A 15,425-nucleotide genomic window follows, 5' to 3' on the forward strand; every position below is an offset into this window, starting at 1 on the left:
CCTGGGGACCTTGGCCATCGGCTGACAAAGGAGTCCGAAGGTGCCGTCGATGCTCGATGCCGTCGTCGTGGGGGCGGGACCCAACGGACTGACCGCCGCCGTCGAACTGGCCCGCCGCGGCTTCTCCGTGGCGGTGTACGAAGCCTCGGACACGATCGGCGGCGGAGCGAGGACCGAGGAGCTCACCCTCCCCGGCTTCCGCCACGACCCGTGCTCCGCGGTCCACCCCCTCGGCATCGGCTCGCCCGCCTTCGCCGCCATGCCTCTCGCGCGGCACGGCCTGGAATGGCTGCACCCCGAACTGCCGCTAGCCCACCCCTTCGCGGACGGCACCGCCGCCGTGCTGAGCCGCTCGGTCGGCGAGAGCGCGATGTCGCTGGGAGCCGCTGACGCCGGGGCGTACCGCCGGCTCGTCGCCCCCTACATCGGTCACTGGGACACCCTCGCCGCCGACTTCCTGCGCACCCCCTGGGACGGGCTGCCCCGCGACCCGTACCGCTTCGCCCGCTTCGGACTGAACGCGATCCAGCCCTCCACCTGGCTCTCCCGCCGATTCCAGGGCGAGCGGGCACGTGGCCTGTTCGCGGGGCTCGCCGCCCATGCCATCGCCCCCACCAGCGGGCTGGCCACCGGCGGGATCGCCCTCATGTTCGCCCTCGCCGCCCACGAGAAGGGCTGGCCGGTGCCGCGCGGCGGTTCGCAGGCGATCTCCGACGCCCTCGCCTCGTATCTGCGCGAACAGGGCGGTGCGATCCACACGGGCACGGAGGTGAAGCGGCTGGACGAGCTGCCGCCGGCCCGGGCGTACATCTTCGACACCTCGCCGACCGCGCTCGCCAGGATCGCGGATCTCGGCCAGGCATATCAGCACTATCGTTACGGCGCCTCCGCGTTCAAGATCGACTACGCCCTGTCGGGTCCGATGCCGTGGACGGCGAAGGAGGCCCGTGTGGCGGGGACCGTGCACCTCGGCTCCACTGCCTGTGAGATCGAGACGGCCCTCGGCGCGGCCGTCGCGGGTGCCGCCCCCCGGGTGCCCTTCCTGATCACCTCCCAGCCGAGTGTGATCGACCCGTCCAGGGCCCCGGCGGGCAAGCACGTCCTGTGGGCGTACGGGCATGTGCCGGCCGGCTGGGAGGGCGACGCCACCGAGGCCATCGAGCGGCAGCTGGAACGCTTCGCGCCCGGTTTCCGTGACCTCGTGCTGGCCCGCGCCGTCGCGGGACCGCCCCAGCTCGCCCAGCGCAACGCGAATTACGTCGGCGGGGACATCGCCTGCGGGGCGTTCGCAGGGCTCCAGACGCTGATCCGTCCCAGGCTCGCCCGAGTCCCGTACGCCACCGCGCACCCCTCGGTCTTCATCTGCTCGTCCGCGACCCCGCCGGGCCCCGGCGTGCACGGCATGTCGGGCCATCACGCGGCGAAGGCGGTGTGGCGGCGTCTGAGGGCGGCCGGGTGACGCCCGTTGGAGAGATGATGGCGGTATGAAAGAGCAGTCGCCCGCCATCGTCCTCGTACGGGGAGACATCACCCAGCAGCATGTCGACGCCATCGTCAACGCCGCCAACTCCTCACTCCTCGGCGGCGGCGGAGTCGACGGCGCCGTCCACCGCCGCGGCGGCCCCGAGATCCTGGCCGAGTGCCGCGCCCTGCGCGCCTCGCACTACGGCAAAGGCCTGCCCACCGGCCAGGCCGTCGCCACCACGGCGGGCCGCCTCGACGCCGGACACGTGATCCACACCGTCGGCCCCGTCTGGTCCAGGGAGGAGGACCGGTCCGCCCTCCTCGCCTCCTGCTACCGCGAATCGCTGTGCGTGGCACAGGAGTTGGGAGCCGAGACCGTCGCCTTCCCCGCCATCTCGACCGGCATCTACGGCTGGCCGATGGACGACGGCGCGCGCATCGCGATCCGTACAGTGCGCGAGGCGGCCGCGGCGCCCGTCACCGAGGTACGGTTCGTGCTCTTCGACGACCAGGCGTACAAGGCCTTCGAGACGGCCCTGGCCGAGCAAGGTTGATGTCGTTTTCTCGCCAGCCCCGGCCCCCCTCGTGCCTGATGCTTGAGCCATGCACACCGACACCGAGCGCTGTGTACGCGCCGTCCAGTCGAAGGACGCCCGCTTCGACGGCTGGTTCTTCACGGCCGTGCTGACCACGCGGATCTACTGCCGCCCCAGCTGCCCCGTCGTGCCGCCGAAGGTCGAGAACATGACCTTCTACCCGAGTGCCGCCGCCTGCCAGCAGGCCGGATTCCGGGCCTGCAAGCGCTGCCGCCCCGACACCAGTCCCGGCTCCCCGGAGTGGAACGCCCGCGCCGACGCCGTCGCCCGCGCCATGCGCCTCATCCGGGACGGCGTCGTCGACCGCGAGGGCGTGCCCGGCCTGGCCGCGCGCCTCGGCTATTCCACCCGCCAGATCGAGCGCCAGCTCCTCGCCGAGCTGGGCGCGGGCCCGCTCGCCCTGGCCCGCGCACAGCGCGCCCAGACCGCGCGCCTGCTCATCGAAACCACCGGCATCCCCATGGCCGAGGTCGCTTTCGCGGCCGGATTCTCCTCCATCCGTACCTTCAACGACACCGTGCGCGAAGTCTTCGCGCTCGCCCCGGGCGAACTGCGCACCCGCGCCGCCCGCAGCAGGTCCACACCCCCGCAGACCCCCGGCGTCATCGCACTACGGCTGCCCTACCGCGCACCGCTCAACCCGAGCAACCTCTTCGGACACCTCGCCGCGACGGGTGTCCCCGGCGTCGAGGAGTGGCGTGACGGCGCGTACCGCCGCACCCTGCGCCTCCCGTACGGACACGGCATCGTCGCCCTGACCCCGCACCCCGACCACATCGCCTGCCGGCTCTCCCTCACCGACCCGCGCGATCTCACCATCGCGATCAGCCGCTGCCGCTGGATGCTCGACCTGGACGCCGATCCGGTCGCCGTCGACGACCAGCTGCGTACGGATCCGCTGCTCGCCCCGCTGGTCGACAAGGCACCCGGCCGACGGGTCCCGCGCACCGTCGACGCGGCGGAGTTCGCGGTACGGGCGGTGCTCGGCCAGCAGGTCTCGACCGCCGCGGCCCGCACCCACGCCGCCCGGCTGGTCACCGCGCACGGCCGGGCGATCGACGACCCCGAGGGCGGCCTCACCCACCTCTTCCCGTCCTCCGCGGCGCTGGCGGCGCTGGACCCGGAGACGCTGGCGCTGCCCCGCAGCCGCCGCACCACTCTGACGACGCTCGTCGGCGCGCTGGCCGAAGGATCGCTGCAGCTCGGCCTCGACAGCGACTGGGAGAAGGCCCGCGCCCAGCTGATCGCGCTGCCCGGCTTCGGCCCCTGGACGGTCGAGGTGATCGCGATGCGGGCACTGGGCGACCCCGACGCGTTCCTGCCGGGCGACCTAGGGATGCGGCGCGCGGCGGCCGATCTCGGGCTGCCCTCCACGCCCGCCGCTCTCACCGAGCGCGCCGCCGCCTGGCGGCCCTGGCGGGCGTACGCCGTCCAGTACCTCTGGGCCACCGACGGCCATCCCATCAACCACCTCCCCGTGTAAGGAAGTCCGGTGAAACAGCACACCGTCACGGACAGCCCGTACGGCCCGCTCACCCTCGTCGCCACCGACGGCGTGCTGAGCGGCCTCTACATGACCGCGCAGCGCCACCGCCCCGACGAGGAGACCTTCGGCGAGCCGGACCCCGCTCCCTTCGGCGAGACGATCCGCCAGCTCGACGCGTACTTCGCCCGGGAGCTCAAGGAGTTCGACCTGCCGATGCGGCTCGAAGGAACGCCTTTCCAGCGGGGCGTCTGGAACCAGCTGCGGCAGATCCCGTACGGCGAGACGCGTACGTACGGGCAACTGGCCGAGGCGCTCGGCAATGTCGGAGCCTCCCGCGCGGTGGGCCTGGCCAACGGCAAGAACCCGATCGGGATCATCGTCCCGTGCCACCGGGTCATCGGCTCGACGGGCAGCCTCACCGGCTACGGCGGTGGACTCGACCGCAAGCAGCGGCTGCTGGCGTTCGAGAGCGGCACGCCGGACGACGCGCTGTTCTAGCCGGGGCTCCGCGCCGGAGCCCCCTCCTCAATCGCCGTCGGGGCTTGTATGCAGCCGCTTCAGCAGCGCGGGCAACGCGGTGCCGATCGGCTCGCGCACCACCTCGTCGGCGAGGTCGTCGTACGGCGTCGGCTCGGCGTTGACGATGATCAGCCGCGCTCCGCGGTCGGCGGCGACACCGGCGAGCCCGGCGGCCGGCTGCACTTGCAGACTGGTCCCGACCGCGACGAACACCTGACACGCCTTGGTGATGGCGACCGCCTCACCGAGGACCACTGGGTCGAGCCGCTCGCCGAACATCACCGTCGCCGACTTCAGGATCCCGCCGCACTCCAGACACGGCGGATCCTCCTCACCGGCCTCCACCCGGGCCAGCGCGTCCTCCATCGGCCCGCGCGCATGGCACTCCGTGCACACCACACTCCGCGCGGTCCCGTGCAGCTCAAGCACCTTGCGGGCGGGCATCCCGGCGAGCTGGTGCAGCCCGTCCACGTTCTGCGTGATCACCCGGACCGGCACCCCGGACCGCTCCAGCTCGGCCACGGCCTGGTGCGCCGCGTTCGGCTGCGCATGCAAGGTGCGGTTCTTGCGCCGCATCTGCCAGGACCGCCGGCGGATCTCCGGATCACCCATGTAGTACTCGTACGTCACGAGTTTCCCGGCCTCCGGATCCCGCCGCCACAGCCCGTTGGGGCCGCGATAGTCAGGGATCCCGGAATCGGTGGAGATACCTGCGCCACTGAGGATGGCGACAAGGGGCTTGTTCATGGGCCGAGGGTAAGACGCCCGTCCCCACTGGGCGACCGGATATCGGGGCGCGGTCATCGCCAACTGCCTGCCGGAAGGAGTCTCCTGGTGTCCCTTACAACCCGCCAGGGCCTCAGGTCGGAGCGGCACCGTTGTGGGCCGGCACCGCTCAGGCGGTGGCCGTGTCACTGTGGCCGGCGAACGAGGGTTCCCTGACAGCCCGTGTCGTCGATCTCGAACCGTTGACGACGGTGGACGGGAGCCTCATGTGGCTTGGTGGCGCCCCATCCTGACGAGGACAGGGAAGCCCCTGCTCCGTGGCGATGCCGGCGCCGCTGAGGATCGCGACGAGAGTCAAGCCCCGAGCGTACGCAGCGTGCTCCCGCGGCAACGAGCCGATTTGGCCCGGTGCCCTCGTCGAGCGAGGCGAGCCCGCACTGCCCGGCGGGCGGCAGTGCCGGCGGGACGGCAGGTCAGGCGGGCGGCAGGCCGTTCTCCAGCTCCACCGTCCCGGTGCCCGCCTCCACCGAGTCGAGAGCGGCCAGCACCCGGTGGCCCAGCGATCCCAGCAGATACTTGCGGATCTCGTCACGGGGCACCAGCCGCCAGGAGACCAGCTCCTCCTCCTGCAGCCGGATCGCCTCGATCCGCTCCTCGGTCAGCACCCCGCCGTCGTACACATACGCGGCGATCGGGGGCCGCGCCACGCCCGGCACCCAGTCGACCGCCAGCAGCGCGCCGAGCTCCACATCGAGCCCGATCTCTTCGAGCGTCTCCCGCCACGCCGCCCGCCGCGGAGTCTCGCCCAAGTCCGACTCGACGGTCCCGCCGGGCAGCGCCCAGCCCTCGCGGTAGTTGGGCTCGACGAGCAGCACACGCCCCTGGCCGTCACGGAGGAGCACGGCGGCACCGGCGAGGATGCGGGGGAGGGATGCGATGTACGTGGCGTAGTCAGAAGTAGTCACTCGGGGAAGCGTAATAGGGGCCGCACCACGGCAGCGGGCTCGCGTCAACCCGCGGAAGCCGCCGCCAACCGCACCGTACGCTCGGCCAGTTCGCTGATCCTGACGCCGTCGAACCCGAACACCGCGCTTCGCACACGGTCCTCCAGGGGTTCTGTCCAGTGGGCGGGGATGGCGGCGGCGCCGCACAGCACACCTGCCACCGAGCCCGCCGTCGCTCCGTTGGAGTCGGTGTCCAGTCCGCCGCGGACCGTGAGGCTGATGGTGGAGGTGAAGTCACCGGCGCCGTACAGCAGTCCGGCCGTGATGACGGCCGCGTTCGGAACGGTGTGGATCCAGCCCAGGTGGCCCGTCTCCGCGGCCATCTCGGTGAGCGTGTCGGACCAGGGTGCTCCGGAGGCGTGCAGAGCGGTGGTGTGGCGTACCGCGCGGGCGAGGCGACAGCTCGCGGGGATACGTTCCAGCGCCGTCTCGATGGCCTCGCGCGGGCTGTTCGCGGTGAAGGCCGCGGAGATCAGGGCGGCCGCCCACATCGCGCCGTACACGCCGTTGCCGGTGTGCGAGAGGACCGCGTCGCGGCGGGCGAGCCCGGCGGCGCGGTGCGGGGAGCCTGGGCAGGTCCAGCCGAAGATGTCGGCGCGGATGAGGGCCCCGATCCACTCCTGGTAGGGATTGTCGTGGGAGGCGGTGAGCGGGGGTTTGAGTCCGTTCGCGAGGTTGCGGTAGGCGACGCGCTCGGCGGTGAACGTCTGCAGGACCGGGAGGTGCAGCAGCCACGCGTCGCCCACCTGCTCGGTGGTGAAGCCGAAGCCGTGGGTCTCGAGAAGATGAAGGCCGAGGATCGTGTAGTCCACGTCGTCGTCGCGGCAGCTGCCGTGGATCCGTCCCCTCACGCACTGGCGCCATTCGGGACGCAGCTCGAAGGCGTCGGCGTCCGCGTCCGGCGGGGGCTCGGGAAGGTAGTCGGTGAGCGGGAGGGCGTCGGTGTGGCGCAGATAGCGGTCGATGCGCTCGCGGGTCCAGTAGTCGCCGCGCTCGACGGGCTTGCCGAGCATGTTGCCGGCCACTCTGCCCAGCCAGCCGCCGTGGATCCGGTCGGCGAGCTCCGAGTGAGGTAGGCCCATAGGTCCGGTTTACCGAAATGCCGCCGGATCTGCGCGGTGGTGGGTTCGGGCGACGGACCAGGGCGCGTGGGGTGGCACGCCCGCTGACCGGGCGGATAGGGTCGGGGCGGCGCGACTGCCTGTTCGAAAGCAAGGGATAGCAAGGTGACGAACGGAGCAGTTATTCGGCCCGCGCACGTGCTCGTCGCGGCTGACAAGTTCAAGGGCTCGCTCACGGCCGTACAGGTCGCGGAGCGGGTGACGGCGGGCCTCCAGCGGGTGGTGCCCGGTCTGGCGGTCGAGACCTTGCCCGTCGCGGACGGCGGCGACGGCACGGTCGCGGCGGCGGTGGCGGCGGGGTTCGAACGCCGCGAGGTCCGGGTGACCGGACCGCTCGGGGAGCCCCTGACGGCGGCGTACGCCCTGCGGGAGGGCACCGCGGTGGTGGAGATGGCGGAGGCGTCGGGCCTCCAGCACCTCCCGGCGGGTGTGTTCGCGCCGCTCACCTCGACGACGTACGGCTCCGGCGAGCTGCTGCGCGCCGCGCTCGACGCGGGGGCGCGGACAATCGTCTTCGGCGTCGGCGGCAGCGCGACGACGGACGGCGGCGCGGGCATGCTGGCGGCGCTCGGCGCGCGCTTCCTGGACGCGGTTGGCGAGCCGGTCGGCCCGGGCGGCGGCGGTCTGCGCGACCTGGCGTCGGCGGACCTGTCCGGTCTCGACCCACGCTTCAAGGACGTGGAGCTGGTCCTCGCGAGCGACGTGGACAACCCGCTGACGGGGCCGAAGGGGGCACCGGCGGTGTACGGCCCCCAGAAGGGCGCGAGCCCCGAGGACGTCGCCACGCTGGACGCGGCACTCGCCCATTACGCGTCCGTACTGGAGTCGTCCGTCGGCCCCAAGGCCGCCGAGTACGCGCTCTCGCCCGGCGCGGGCGCGGCGGGCGGGATCGGCTACGGCGCGCTGGTCGGCCTCGGCGCGAGCTTCCGGGCGGGTATCGAGGTCATGCTCGACGTGCTCGGCTTCGCCCCGGCGCTGTCGCGGGCGACGCTGGTGATCACGGGCGAGGGTTCCCTCGACGAACAGACCCTCCACGGCAAGGCACCGGCGGGCGTGGCGGCGGCGGCCCGCGCCCAGAACATCGAGGTGGTGGCGGTCTGCGGCCGCCTGACCCTGCCGCCAGAGGCGTTGGGCCGCGCGGGCATCCGGCGGGCGTACGCCTTGACGGAACTGGAGCCGGACCCGGCGCGGAGCATGGCGGAGGCGGGACCGCTGCTGGAGCGCGTGGCGGAGAACATTGCGAGGGATTTCCTGAGGTAGGAGGGCCTGGGTGCGGGCGGGTCCTTTCCCGGCCCCGGGACCGGGGCACCCCCGGACGCCCGGACCGCACCCCGCAGGCCCCCGGCGAAGGCGGCGGCGTCGTACAGGACTGGCGGCTAATGTCGCGGTGTGGGGATGTGGATACGTGACGGTCGCCCGGACGAGGCGGCGGAGCTGACGGCCCTGGTGCTGCGCTCCAAGGCGCACTGGGGCTACGATGCGGCGTTCCTGGCGGCCTGCCGTGACGAACTCACCATCACACCAGGGGAGTTGACGGCACGCCGGATCGTCGTCGCCGAGGACGACACCGCGGTCCTCGGCGTCACGTCACTGGAGGGCGAGCCGCCGGACGGCATGCTCGGGCTGCTCTTCGTCGAACCGTCGGCGATCGGCGGCGGCATCGGCAGAACCCTCTACGCGCATGTCCTCGACACCGCCCGCGAGCTGGGATTCAAGCGGCTGACCATCGACTCCGACCCGCACGCCGAGCCTTTCTACCGGGCGCTTGGCGCACGACCGGCCCCGGCCGGCGAAGGGCCGCTGCCGCGCCTGGAGGTGACGCTGACGCCGCGCGCCGACTGGGCGCAGGCCTGGACGGGCGGGCGGCGGGCGGTGCACCTGGGCAATGTCGCGGAGTTCCAGGGCCAGTTCGGCGAGGTGACGGACCAGGCGCGCCGGGCCGCCGGGCACTACGCCTGCCTGGCCGCCTTCGCGAGCCCGCATCCGGCGGCGCTCGTCCTGCCCAGGCCCGTACCCGGCGAGTGGATCGCTCTGGTGGCGCGGCAGCTCGGCTGGGGCCAGGTCCAGGTGTACGAGGACCTCGCAGGACCTGATGTGCTGACCCGCCCCGCCCTGGTCCGGCATCTGCGCGGGCTCGGTCTGCCCTTCGTGCCCTGGGGCCACACCGCGGCGTCCGGCGAGCTGTCCGGATGCGGGCTCCCTTCGGAGGCGCTGCGGTACGAGTCCAAAAGGGCCTCCCACACCCTCTTCCGGCATCTGGCCCCGGACCATCCCGGCATCGCCGTGCCCGAGCAGTGGACGCCCGCCACCCGCCGCGAGGCAGCCCGGCTGATCGCCGCCCGGGCCCGCTCCGGAGCGGCCACCGTCGTCAAGTCCGAGCACGGCGCGGGAGGTTCGGGCACCCGCGTGCTGGCGCGCCGCGCCCGCGCACGCTCACTGCCGCGCGGTCCGCTGCTGCTCGAGGAGTACGTGGCGGGCGACGGAACGCCGAGCGACCCGACGTACGACGGCCTGGTTGACGGCGAGGGCCAGGCGCACGACGTGGGCGTCGCGGCCATGGACGTCGCGGACACGGCCTACCAGGGGGCCACGGTGGGCCCCGGTGTCGTACCGGATGAACTCGCCGCGCACGCCCTGCGGTTCGGGCACGCGGTCGGCCGGGCGCTCGCCGCCACCGGCTACCGCGGCTGGTACGACGTCGACTTCGTGACCGGCCCCGGGGGCAGGCTCGCCCCGACCGAGATCAACCTCCGTCTCACCGGGCCTTCCGCGGCCTTCATGGCGAAACTGCGCCTCGACGAGACCCGCGGCGGCGACCACCTCGTACGCTCCCTCGACCGCGTCCCGCTCGGCGCACGCCTGCCCGAGCCCGAACTGATCGCGTTCCTACGGGAGATGACCGAGCGCTGCGCTGGGATCGACGCGGTCCTCATCCCGTCGATCCCCACGGCGGGCTACGAGCCGGATCCGTACGTGGGCGTGCTCATCGCGACCCGTACGGCCGGCCGGCTGGACGCCGCCGAAGCGCTGGTGCGCGCCGCGAGCGCGGATCTGGCCCGGCTGTTCGGCTGACTGCTCGCTCCTCAGCCTCGGCCCTCGCTCCTCAGCCCCGGCCCTCGCTCCTCAGCCTCGGCCCTCACTCCTCGGCGTCGGACTTCAGCCCGCCCCACACCGCCCAGGCCGCCACCACACCCGCCGCGATCATCAGCGGGACATTGAACGTGTAGACGAGCGCTGCCTGCCGCGGCCAGTCCTGCTTGGCCGCCAGCCGGTACAGATTGTCCTGCGGCCACCAGGAGGCGAGCAGCCAGACGATGGCCAGATGGGCCGCCGTCGTCAGCCCGCGCGGCCTGCCGCGGCTCGACATCAGCCGCCGTCCGCCGATCAGGAACCCCACACCGGCCGCGAGGGCCAGGCTCTCGGCGAGATACAGACCGCGGAAGAACCACGCCCAAGGGTCGGGCACCAGGGAGAGATCGGTGGAGCCGGGCCAGATGACGTCGGTGAAGAAGAACGACATGATCGCGACCGGGAGCGCCACGGCCAGCCCGGTGGCCGCCCGGTCCTCGGACGTGAGCGGGCCGCCGCCCTTGCTCCCGCTCTTGTTGCTCGCCGCGGACCGCACCGGCGGCTTCACCAGCGCCTTGCGGTCGACCTTTCCTGCGCTGTTGCGCGGCAGGGACTTGATCGGCACCACGGTGCGCGGGATGTCCGCCGTTGGTACGGCGCCGGTGAGATGGCTCCGTACGGTCTCCGGCCCCGGCGACGCACTTCTGGGGGCCGGCACCACATAGGCGATCAGCTGCCCGCCGCCCGCGTCCACGACAGACTCGTGGATCGTGGGATGCCCGGCCAGCGCGGCCTCCACGCGGTAGGTGTCGACGGTCCGCCCATCGACCTTGACCCGGTGCGCCATCCGGCCCCGGAACTCCAGAGGGCCCTCGCCGTCCCGCCGCCCCAGATCCCCGGTGGGCACGGCGTCACCGCCGCCGGGTGGCGTCAGCCAGATCTGCCCCTTGCGGATCCGCGCCTCGCAGCCGGGGAACGGCTGCCCGAGATAGGCGTGCCGCTCGGGATCCTCGACCGGGCCCGGCAGCTGGCCGGTCTCGAACCAGGTGCCGCATCCGACGGCCTCGGTCGGCCCGTACACACTGATCAGCCGCGCACCCGGCGCGAGCCGCTGCTGGAGGCGCACCTGTTCGTCGAGCCGCAGCCGTTCCCCGCCCACCGCGACCAGCCGCAGGTCCGGCTGTTCCTTGCGGCCGTGGAGCAGGGAGGCCGCGGTGACGGGATCGGTGTCGGCGACGGTGATCGCTTCGCGCCGGGAGAGCACCAGTGTGGCGCCCGAGCCGAGGGTCCGTATCCAGCCGCCGGTGAACTCGGTGGTGTCCGGCGCCGCCGTCACCAGCACCCGGTCCTCCGGGGTGAGCCGGTAGACCTCGGTCCAGGCGTCGTACGCCGCCCGCAGCTGCTCGTGCGAGGTGGTGACGGGGCGGCGCACACCCGTGGTCCCGGCGGTGAACAGCACGACGGCTCTCCGGCCGGTGACGGCGGGTTCGTCGAACGGTTCGCCCGAGTGGGCCCCGATGGCCGCGGCGTCGCCGTCCAGAGTGATGAACCGCCGTCCCCTGCCGTCGTCGATGCGGGCCAGATGCGCCTGATGCGTGATGACCGCCCTGGCATCGGCCAGGAACGGCGGCTCCGGCTGATCGGGCCCGATCACGGCGTACGCACCGCCCGCTTTGAGCACGCCCAGGACGGCGACCAGCACATCGGGCGCCCGCAAGGTGCGTATGGCGACGAGGCCACCGGCCGGCAGCCTCAGAGTCTCGACGAGATGCCGGGCCAGCCGGTTGGCCCTTGCGTCCAGCTGCCGGTAGCTCAGCCGGGCGCGGTCGGTGATCACGGCGGTACGGTCCGGCTCGATCCGCACCCGGTCATCGAACAACTGGTGAAGCGTTCCCCCTGACATGACGGTCGATCATTCCAGAAGACGCGGGGCATGACGAGGGCCCGGGTGCGGATCGCACCCGGGCCCTCGTGCGGGGGTCCCACCATGCCCGCTAAGGCATAGGGGGCTTATGCACTGTTCTGGCTGCCCTGCTCTAGGGGAGCTGAGCCGCCCTTGCCTCGCGGCTCTCGCGGCGGTTGTCGCGGAACGTGTTCACACGGCGCGCCGTCGCGAAGAGCGGGATCGTCGCCGCCATCACGATCTGCAGTGCGCAGCCGGTCTGGAGCAGCACCTGTCCGCCCGGAGCGTCGAACGCCCACGCCGCCAGCATCCCCATCGCGGAGACGATCCAGCCGAGCATCGCCACCGCGAGGACACCTCGCGGCTTGGGGTACTCGACCCGGCTCACCATCAGCCATGCCGTACCGATGATCGCCAGCAGCGTCGGGATGAACGGCAGCTCGAGCAGGATGATCGAGACGACCGTGAGCGCGCCGAAGGGGCTCGGCATGCCCTGGAACATGCCGTCCTTCATGGTCACACACGAGAATCTCGCAAGCCGCAGCACCACCGCCAGCAGCACGACGATCGCGGCCACCGCCGAGACCTTCTGCTGGGCGTCGTCCGCGACCATTCCGTACACGAGTACGAAGTACGCGGGGGCCAGCCCGAAGCTGATCAGGTCGGAGAGGTTGTCCAGCTCCGCACCCATCGGCGAACTGCGCAGCTTGCGCGCCACGAGCCCGTCACAGAGATCGAAGATCGCCGCCAGCAGCATCAGGATCACGGCGGTGGCGGCGCTGTTGCGCGCCATACCGCTCTCGTTGCTGCCGGTGAGGTGCGGGATGAGGATCCCTGTGGTGGTGAAGTACACCGCCATGAAGCCGCACGTGGCGTTACCGAGTGTGAGGGTGTCCGCTATCGACAGCCGCAGCGAGAGCGGCATGTCCTCCGCGTCTTCCTCGTCCGCTGCCTCGGCGACCCAGCCGGCCTGTGTGTCAGGATCAATCACGGTCAATTCGAGTCACCCCCGCGGTCGTGGTCTGACCGACCTCGACAGCGACGTCGACACCTTCCGGAAGGTAGATGTCAACGCGCGATCCGAAGCGGATCAGACCAATGCGCTCGCCCTGCTCGACCTTGGTCCCCTGCGGGATGTACGGGACGATGCGGCGGGCGACAGCACCCGCGATCTGCACCATCTCGATGTCGCCGAGCTCGGTGTCGAAGTGCCAGACAACGCGCTCGTTGTTCTCGCTCTCCTTGTTGAACGCCGGTACAAAACCGCCGGGGACGTGCTCGACGGACGTCACTGTGCCCGCGAGGGGAGCGCGGTTGACGTGGACGTTCAGCGGGCTCATGAAGATCGCGACGCGAGTGCGTCCGTCCTTCCACGGCATGATGCTCTGCACCACACCGTCGGCGGGGGAGATGACGCGGCCCTGGGCGATCTCGCGCTCGGGGTCGCGGAAGAACCACAGCATGCCCGCCGCAAGCGCGGTGGTGGGCACGGCGATGGCCGCGGCACGCCTCGAGCGGCGCGAGCGGGCCAGGCTGAGTGCAGCGGTGGCGACGGTCGGCAGAAGCCACGGCGATGCTCCGCGCGCAAGGCGGACGCGGCCGCGTGGTGCAGAGGTTTGGCTGTGGGGCATGGATGACCTTCGTAGCGGATGATGCCGCGCTGGCAACGGGGGGACGGCGGCTTTCCGGGGATGCTATCGGTTGTGAGCCACAACTGGGAAAGCCGACGGCCGAGTCGGCGGCCGGAAGACGATGACAGGGTGTGATCCTCTTCGCGGCCGTACCGACTCAAGTGCGACAATCAACCCTGGAATCGGTACTCCTCGAGCAGCCGACGACCAATGATCATTTTCTGGATCTCGGCGGTACCTTCACCGATCAGCAGCATCGGCGCCTCGCGGTAGAGGCGCTCGATCTCGTACTCCTTGGAGAAGCCGTAACCGCCGTGGATACGGAAGGCGTCCTCGACGACTTCCTTGCAGTATTCGGAGGCGAGGTACTTCGCCATCCCTGCCTCCAGGTCGTTTCGCTCCCCGGAGTCCTTTTTGCGTGCCGCGTTCACCATCATCGCATGGGCGGCCTCGACCTTGGTAGCCATCTCGGCCAGCTTGAACTGGATCGCCTGGTGCTGAGCGATCGCCTTGCCGAAAGTGTGACGTTGCTGGGCGTATGACACGCCCAGCTCGAAGGCACGCTGGGCGACGCCACAGCCACGGGCCGCGACATTGACGCGGCCGACTTCGACGCCGTCCATCATTTGGTAAAACCCTCGGCCGGTGGCGCCGCCGAGTACCCGATCAGCCGGAATGCGCAGTCCGTCCATGATGAGCTCGGTCGTGTCGACGCCCTTGTAACCCATCTTGTCGATCTTCCCCGGGATCGTGAGGCCGGGGCGGACCTCTCCGAAGCCGGGCTCCTTCTCGACGAGGAAGGTCGTCATCGACTTGTGGGGGGCAGTGCCCTCCGGGTGTCCTTCGTCACTCCGGCACAGAACGGCGACCAGATTGGACGTTCCGCCGTTCGTGAGCCACATCTTCTGGCCGGTGAGGACGTACTCGTCGCCGTCCTTGACGCCCTTGGACGTGATGGCCGACACGTCGGAGCCCAGAGCCGGCTCGGACATCGAGAACGCGCCACGCACCTCGCCCAGCGCCATCCGCGGCAGGAAGGTGTCCTTCTGCTCCTGCGTGCCGTGCTGCTTGAGCATGTACGCCACGATGAAGTGCGTGTTGATGATGCCCGAGACGGACATCCAGCCGCGGGCGATCTCCTCGACGCACAGCGCGTACGTGAGCAGCGACTCGCCCAGACCGCCGTACTCCTCCGGAATCATCAGCCCGAACAGGCCGAGTTCCTTGAGGCCTTCGACGATCTGCGTCGGGTACTCGTCGCGGTGCTCCAGCTCGGTCGCGACCGGGAGGATCTCCTTGTCGACGAAGTCCCGCACGGTGGCCAGGATTTCCTGCTGGACGTCGGTCAGGCCGTGAGTCTGGGCAAGTCGGCTCATGGTTACTTCTCCTGCGTCTTCTTCGGAGTGTCCAGCAGCTCCGGGCGGCCGGGCTGCTCGCCGCCGCGCTCCTTGATGTACGTCTCGGTCGGGACCATCACCTTGCGCCGGAAGACGCAGACGAGGGTGCCGTCCTGCTTGTAGCCCTTGGTCTCGACGTAGACGATTCCCCGGTCACTCTTCGAGCGGGACGGCGTCTTGTCGAGGACCGTCGTCTCGCCGTAGATCGTGTCGCCGTGGAAGGTCGGCGCGACGTGCTTGAGCGACTCGATCTCCAGGTTGGCGATGGCCTTGCCCGAGACGTCCGGGACCGACATGCCGAGGAGCAGCGAGTAGATGTAGTTGCCCACGACGACGTTCTTGCCGAAGTCCGTCGTCTTCTCCGCATAGTTGGTGTCCATGTGGAGGGGGTGGTGGTTCATGGTGAGCAGACAGAACAGGTGGTCGTCGTACTCCGTGACCGTCTTCCCGGGCCAGTGCTTGTAGACGTCGCCGACGGTGAACTCTTCGTAGGTGCGGCCGAACTGCAT

The 15,425-nt window shown here is 71.1% G+C and carries 14 protein-coding genes; 6 read left to right on the top strand and 8 right to left on the bottom strand.

From position 1 onward, the window contains the following. Window positions 1-40 precede the first annotated feature (40 nt). Genes ACH492_RS02465 through ACH492_RS02480 form a run of 4 tightly spaced genes read left to right on the top strand, consistent with a single transcriptional unit; the run spans window position 41 to window position 4,044 of the window. On the top strand, window positions 41-1,459 hold the full coding sequence (locus tag ACH492_RS02465; RefSeq protein ID WP_398981934.1) for a phytoene desaturase family protein: 1,419 nt from the start codon (window positions 41-43) through the stop codon (window positions 1,457-1,459). 25 nt (window positions 1,460-1,484) lie between these two features. Beyond that, the gene (locus tag ACH492_RS02470; protein ID WP_398981936.1) at window positions 1,485-2,018 is read left to right on the top strand and encodes an O-acetyl-ADP-ribose deacetylase; all 534 of its coding nucleotides are present in this window, start codon (window positions 1,485-1,487) and stop codon (window positions 2,016-2,018) included. A 49-nt stretch (window positions 2,019-2,067) separates the two neighbouring features. Then, the gene (locus ACH492_RS02475; RefSeq protein WP_398981938.1) at window positions 2,068-3,543 is read left to right on the top strand and encodes an AlkA N-terminal domain-containing protein; all 1,476 of its coding nucleotides are present in this window, start codon (window positions 2,068-2,070) and stop codon (window positions 3,541-3,543) included. 9 nt (window positions 3,544-3,552) lie between these two features. Then, window positions 3,553-4,044 carry a methylated-DNA--[protein]-cysteine S-methyltransferase gene (locus ACH492_RS02480; RefSeq protein ID WP_398981940.1) on the top strand — a complete coding sequence of 164 codons (492 nt, stop codon included), beginning with the start codon at window positions 3,553-3,555 and terminating at the stop codon, window positions 4,042-4,044. A 27-nt stretch (window positions 4,045-4,071) separates the two neighbouring features. On the opposite strand, the gene ACH492_RS02485 is transcribed toward ACH492_RS02480, so the two are convergent. The 3 genes from ACH492_RS02485 to ACH492_RS02495 form a co-directional block, all read right to left on the bottom strand. Then, window positions 4,072-4,812, bottom strand: a complete 741-nt coding sequence (locus ACH492_RS02485; RefSeq protein ID WP_398981942.1) for an SIR2 family NAD-dependent protein deacylase — start codon at window positions 4,810-4,812, stop codon at window positions 4,072-4,074. Between the two features lie 452 nt (window positions 4,813-5,264). Next, window positions 5,265-5,756 (bottom strand): NUDIX domain-containing protein, encoded by a 492-nt coding sequence (locus ACH492_RS02490; RefSeq protein ID WP_398981944.1) that lies wholly within the window; start codon window positions 5,754-5,756, stop codon window positions 5,265-5,267. 44 nt (window positions 5,757-5,800) lie between these two features. Further along, a complete protein-coding gene (locus ACH492_RS02495; protein ID WP_398981946.1) occupies window positions 5,801-6,877 on the bottom strand; it encodes an ADP-ribosylglycohydrolase family protein in 1,077 nt (358 codons plus the stop codon). 144 nt (window positions 6,878-7,021) lie between these two features. Between ACH492_RS02495 and ACH492_RS02500 the strand changes: the two genes are divergently transcribed. Next, window positions 7,022-8,176 (top strand): glycerate kinase, encoded by a 1,155-nt coding sequence (locus ACH492_RS02500; RefSeq protein ID WP_398981948.1) that lies wholly within the window; start codon window positions 7,022-7,024, stop codon window positions 8,174-8,176. Window positions 8,177-8,311: 135 nt separating this feature from the next. Further along, entirely contained in the window at window positions 8,312-9,988 is a 1,677-nt protein-coding gene (locus ACH492_RS02505; RefSeq protein WP_398981950.1) for a GNAT family N-acetyltransferase, read from the top strand. 64 nt (window positions 9,989-10,052) lie between these two features. Here ACH492_RS02505 and ACH492_RS02510 read toward each other — a convergent pair whose 3' ends face one another. The 5 genes from ACH492_RS02510 to ACH492_RS02530 all read right to left on the bottom strand — a co-directional run bounded on the left by ACH492_RS02510 (window position 10,053) and on the right by ACH492_RS02530 (window position 15,425). Further along, a complete protein-coding gene (locus ACH492_RS02510) occupies window positions 10,053-11,888 on the bottom strand; it encodes an AMP-binding protein (RefSeq protein ID WP_398981952.1) in 1,836 nt (611 codons plus the stop codon). 133 nt (window positions 11,889-12,021) lie between these two features. Beyond that, complete coding sequence (pssA, locus tag ACH492_RS02515) at window positions 12,022-12,879, bottom strand: CDP-diacylglycerol--serine O-phosphatidyltransferase (RefSeq protein ID WP_398981954.1); 858 nt, start codon at window positions 12,877-12,879, stop codon at window positions 12,022-12,024. Next, window positions 12,872-13,519, bottom strand: a complete 648-nt coding sequence (locus tag ACH492_RS02520; RefSeq protein ID WP_307660262.1) for a phosphatidylserine decarboxylase — start codon at window positions 13,517-13,519, stop codon at window positions 12,872-12,874. Before ACH492_RS02520 ends, pssA begins: the two co-directional genes overlap by 8 nt. Before the next feature lie 170 nt (window positions 13,520-13,689). Beyond that, window positions 13,690-14,895 (bottom strand): acyl-CoA dehydrogenase family protein, encoded by a 1,206-nt coding sequence (locus ACH492_RS02525; protein WP_398981956.1) that lies wholly within the window; start codon window positions 14,893-14,895, stop codon window positions 13,690-13,692. Between the two features lie 2 nt (window positions 14,896-14,897). Beyond that, window positions 14,898-15,425, bottom strand: coding sequence for a MaoC family dehydratase (locus ACH492_RS02530; protein WP_356220361.1), 528 nt, complete (start codon window positions 15,423-15,425; stop codon window positions 14,898-14,900).

The sequence above is a fragment of the Streptomyces sp. NPDC019443 genome (genome assembly GCF_044389785.1).
Classification (GTDB): Bacteria; Actinomycetota; Actinomycetes; order Streptomycetales; family Streptomycetaceae; genus Streptomyces.

Excerpts from the sequence above, each read along its gene's own strand:
- ACH492_RS02470 (WP_398981936.1), top strand. The coding sequence starts at position 1,485 with ATGAAAGAGCAGTCGCCCGCCATCGTCCTCGTACGGGGAGACATCACC.
- ACH492_RS02475 (WP_398981938.1), top strand. The coding sequence starts at position 2,068 with ATGCACACCGACACCGAGCGCTGTGTACGCGCCGTCCAGTCGAAGGAC.
- ACH492_RS02485 (WP_398981942.1), bottom strand. The coding sequence starts at position 4,812 with ATGAACAAGCCCCTTGTCGCCATCCTCAGTGGCGCAGGTATCTCCACC.
- ACH492_RS02495 (WP_398981946.1), bottom strand. The coding sequence starts at position 6,877 with ATGGGCCTACCTCACTCGGAGCTCGCCGACCGGATCCACGGCGGCTGG.
- ACH492_RS02505 (WP_398981950.1), top strand. The coding sequence starts at position 8,312 with ATGTGGATACGTGACGGTCGCCCGGACGAGGCGGCGGAGCTGACGGCC.
- ACH492_RS02510 (WP_398981952.1), bottom strand. The coding sequence starts at position 11,888 with ATGTCAGGGGGAACGCTTCACCAGTTGTTCGATGACCGGGTGCGGATC.
- ACH492_RS02520 (WP_307660262.1), bottom strand. The coding sequence starts at position 13,519 with ATGCCCCACAGCCAAACCTCTGCACCACGCGGCCGCGTCCGCCTTGCG.
- ACH492_RS02525 (WP_398981956.1), bottom strand. The coding sequence starts at position 14,895 with ATGAGCCGACTTGCCCAGACTCACGGCCTGACCGACGTCCAGCAGGAA.
- ACH492_RS02530 (WP_356220361.1), bottom strand. The coding sequence starts at position 15,425 with ATGCAGTTCGGCCGCACCTACGAAGAGTTCACCGTCGGCGACGTCTAC.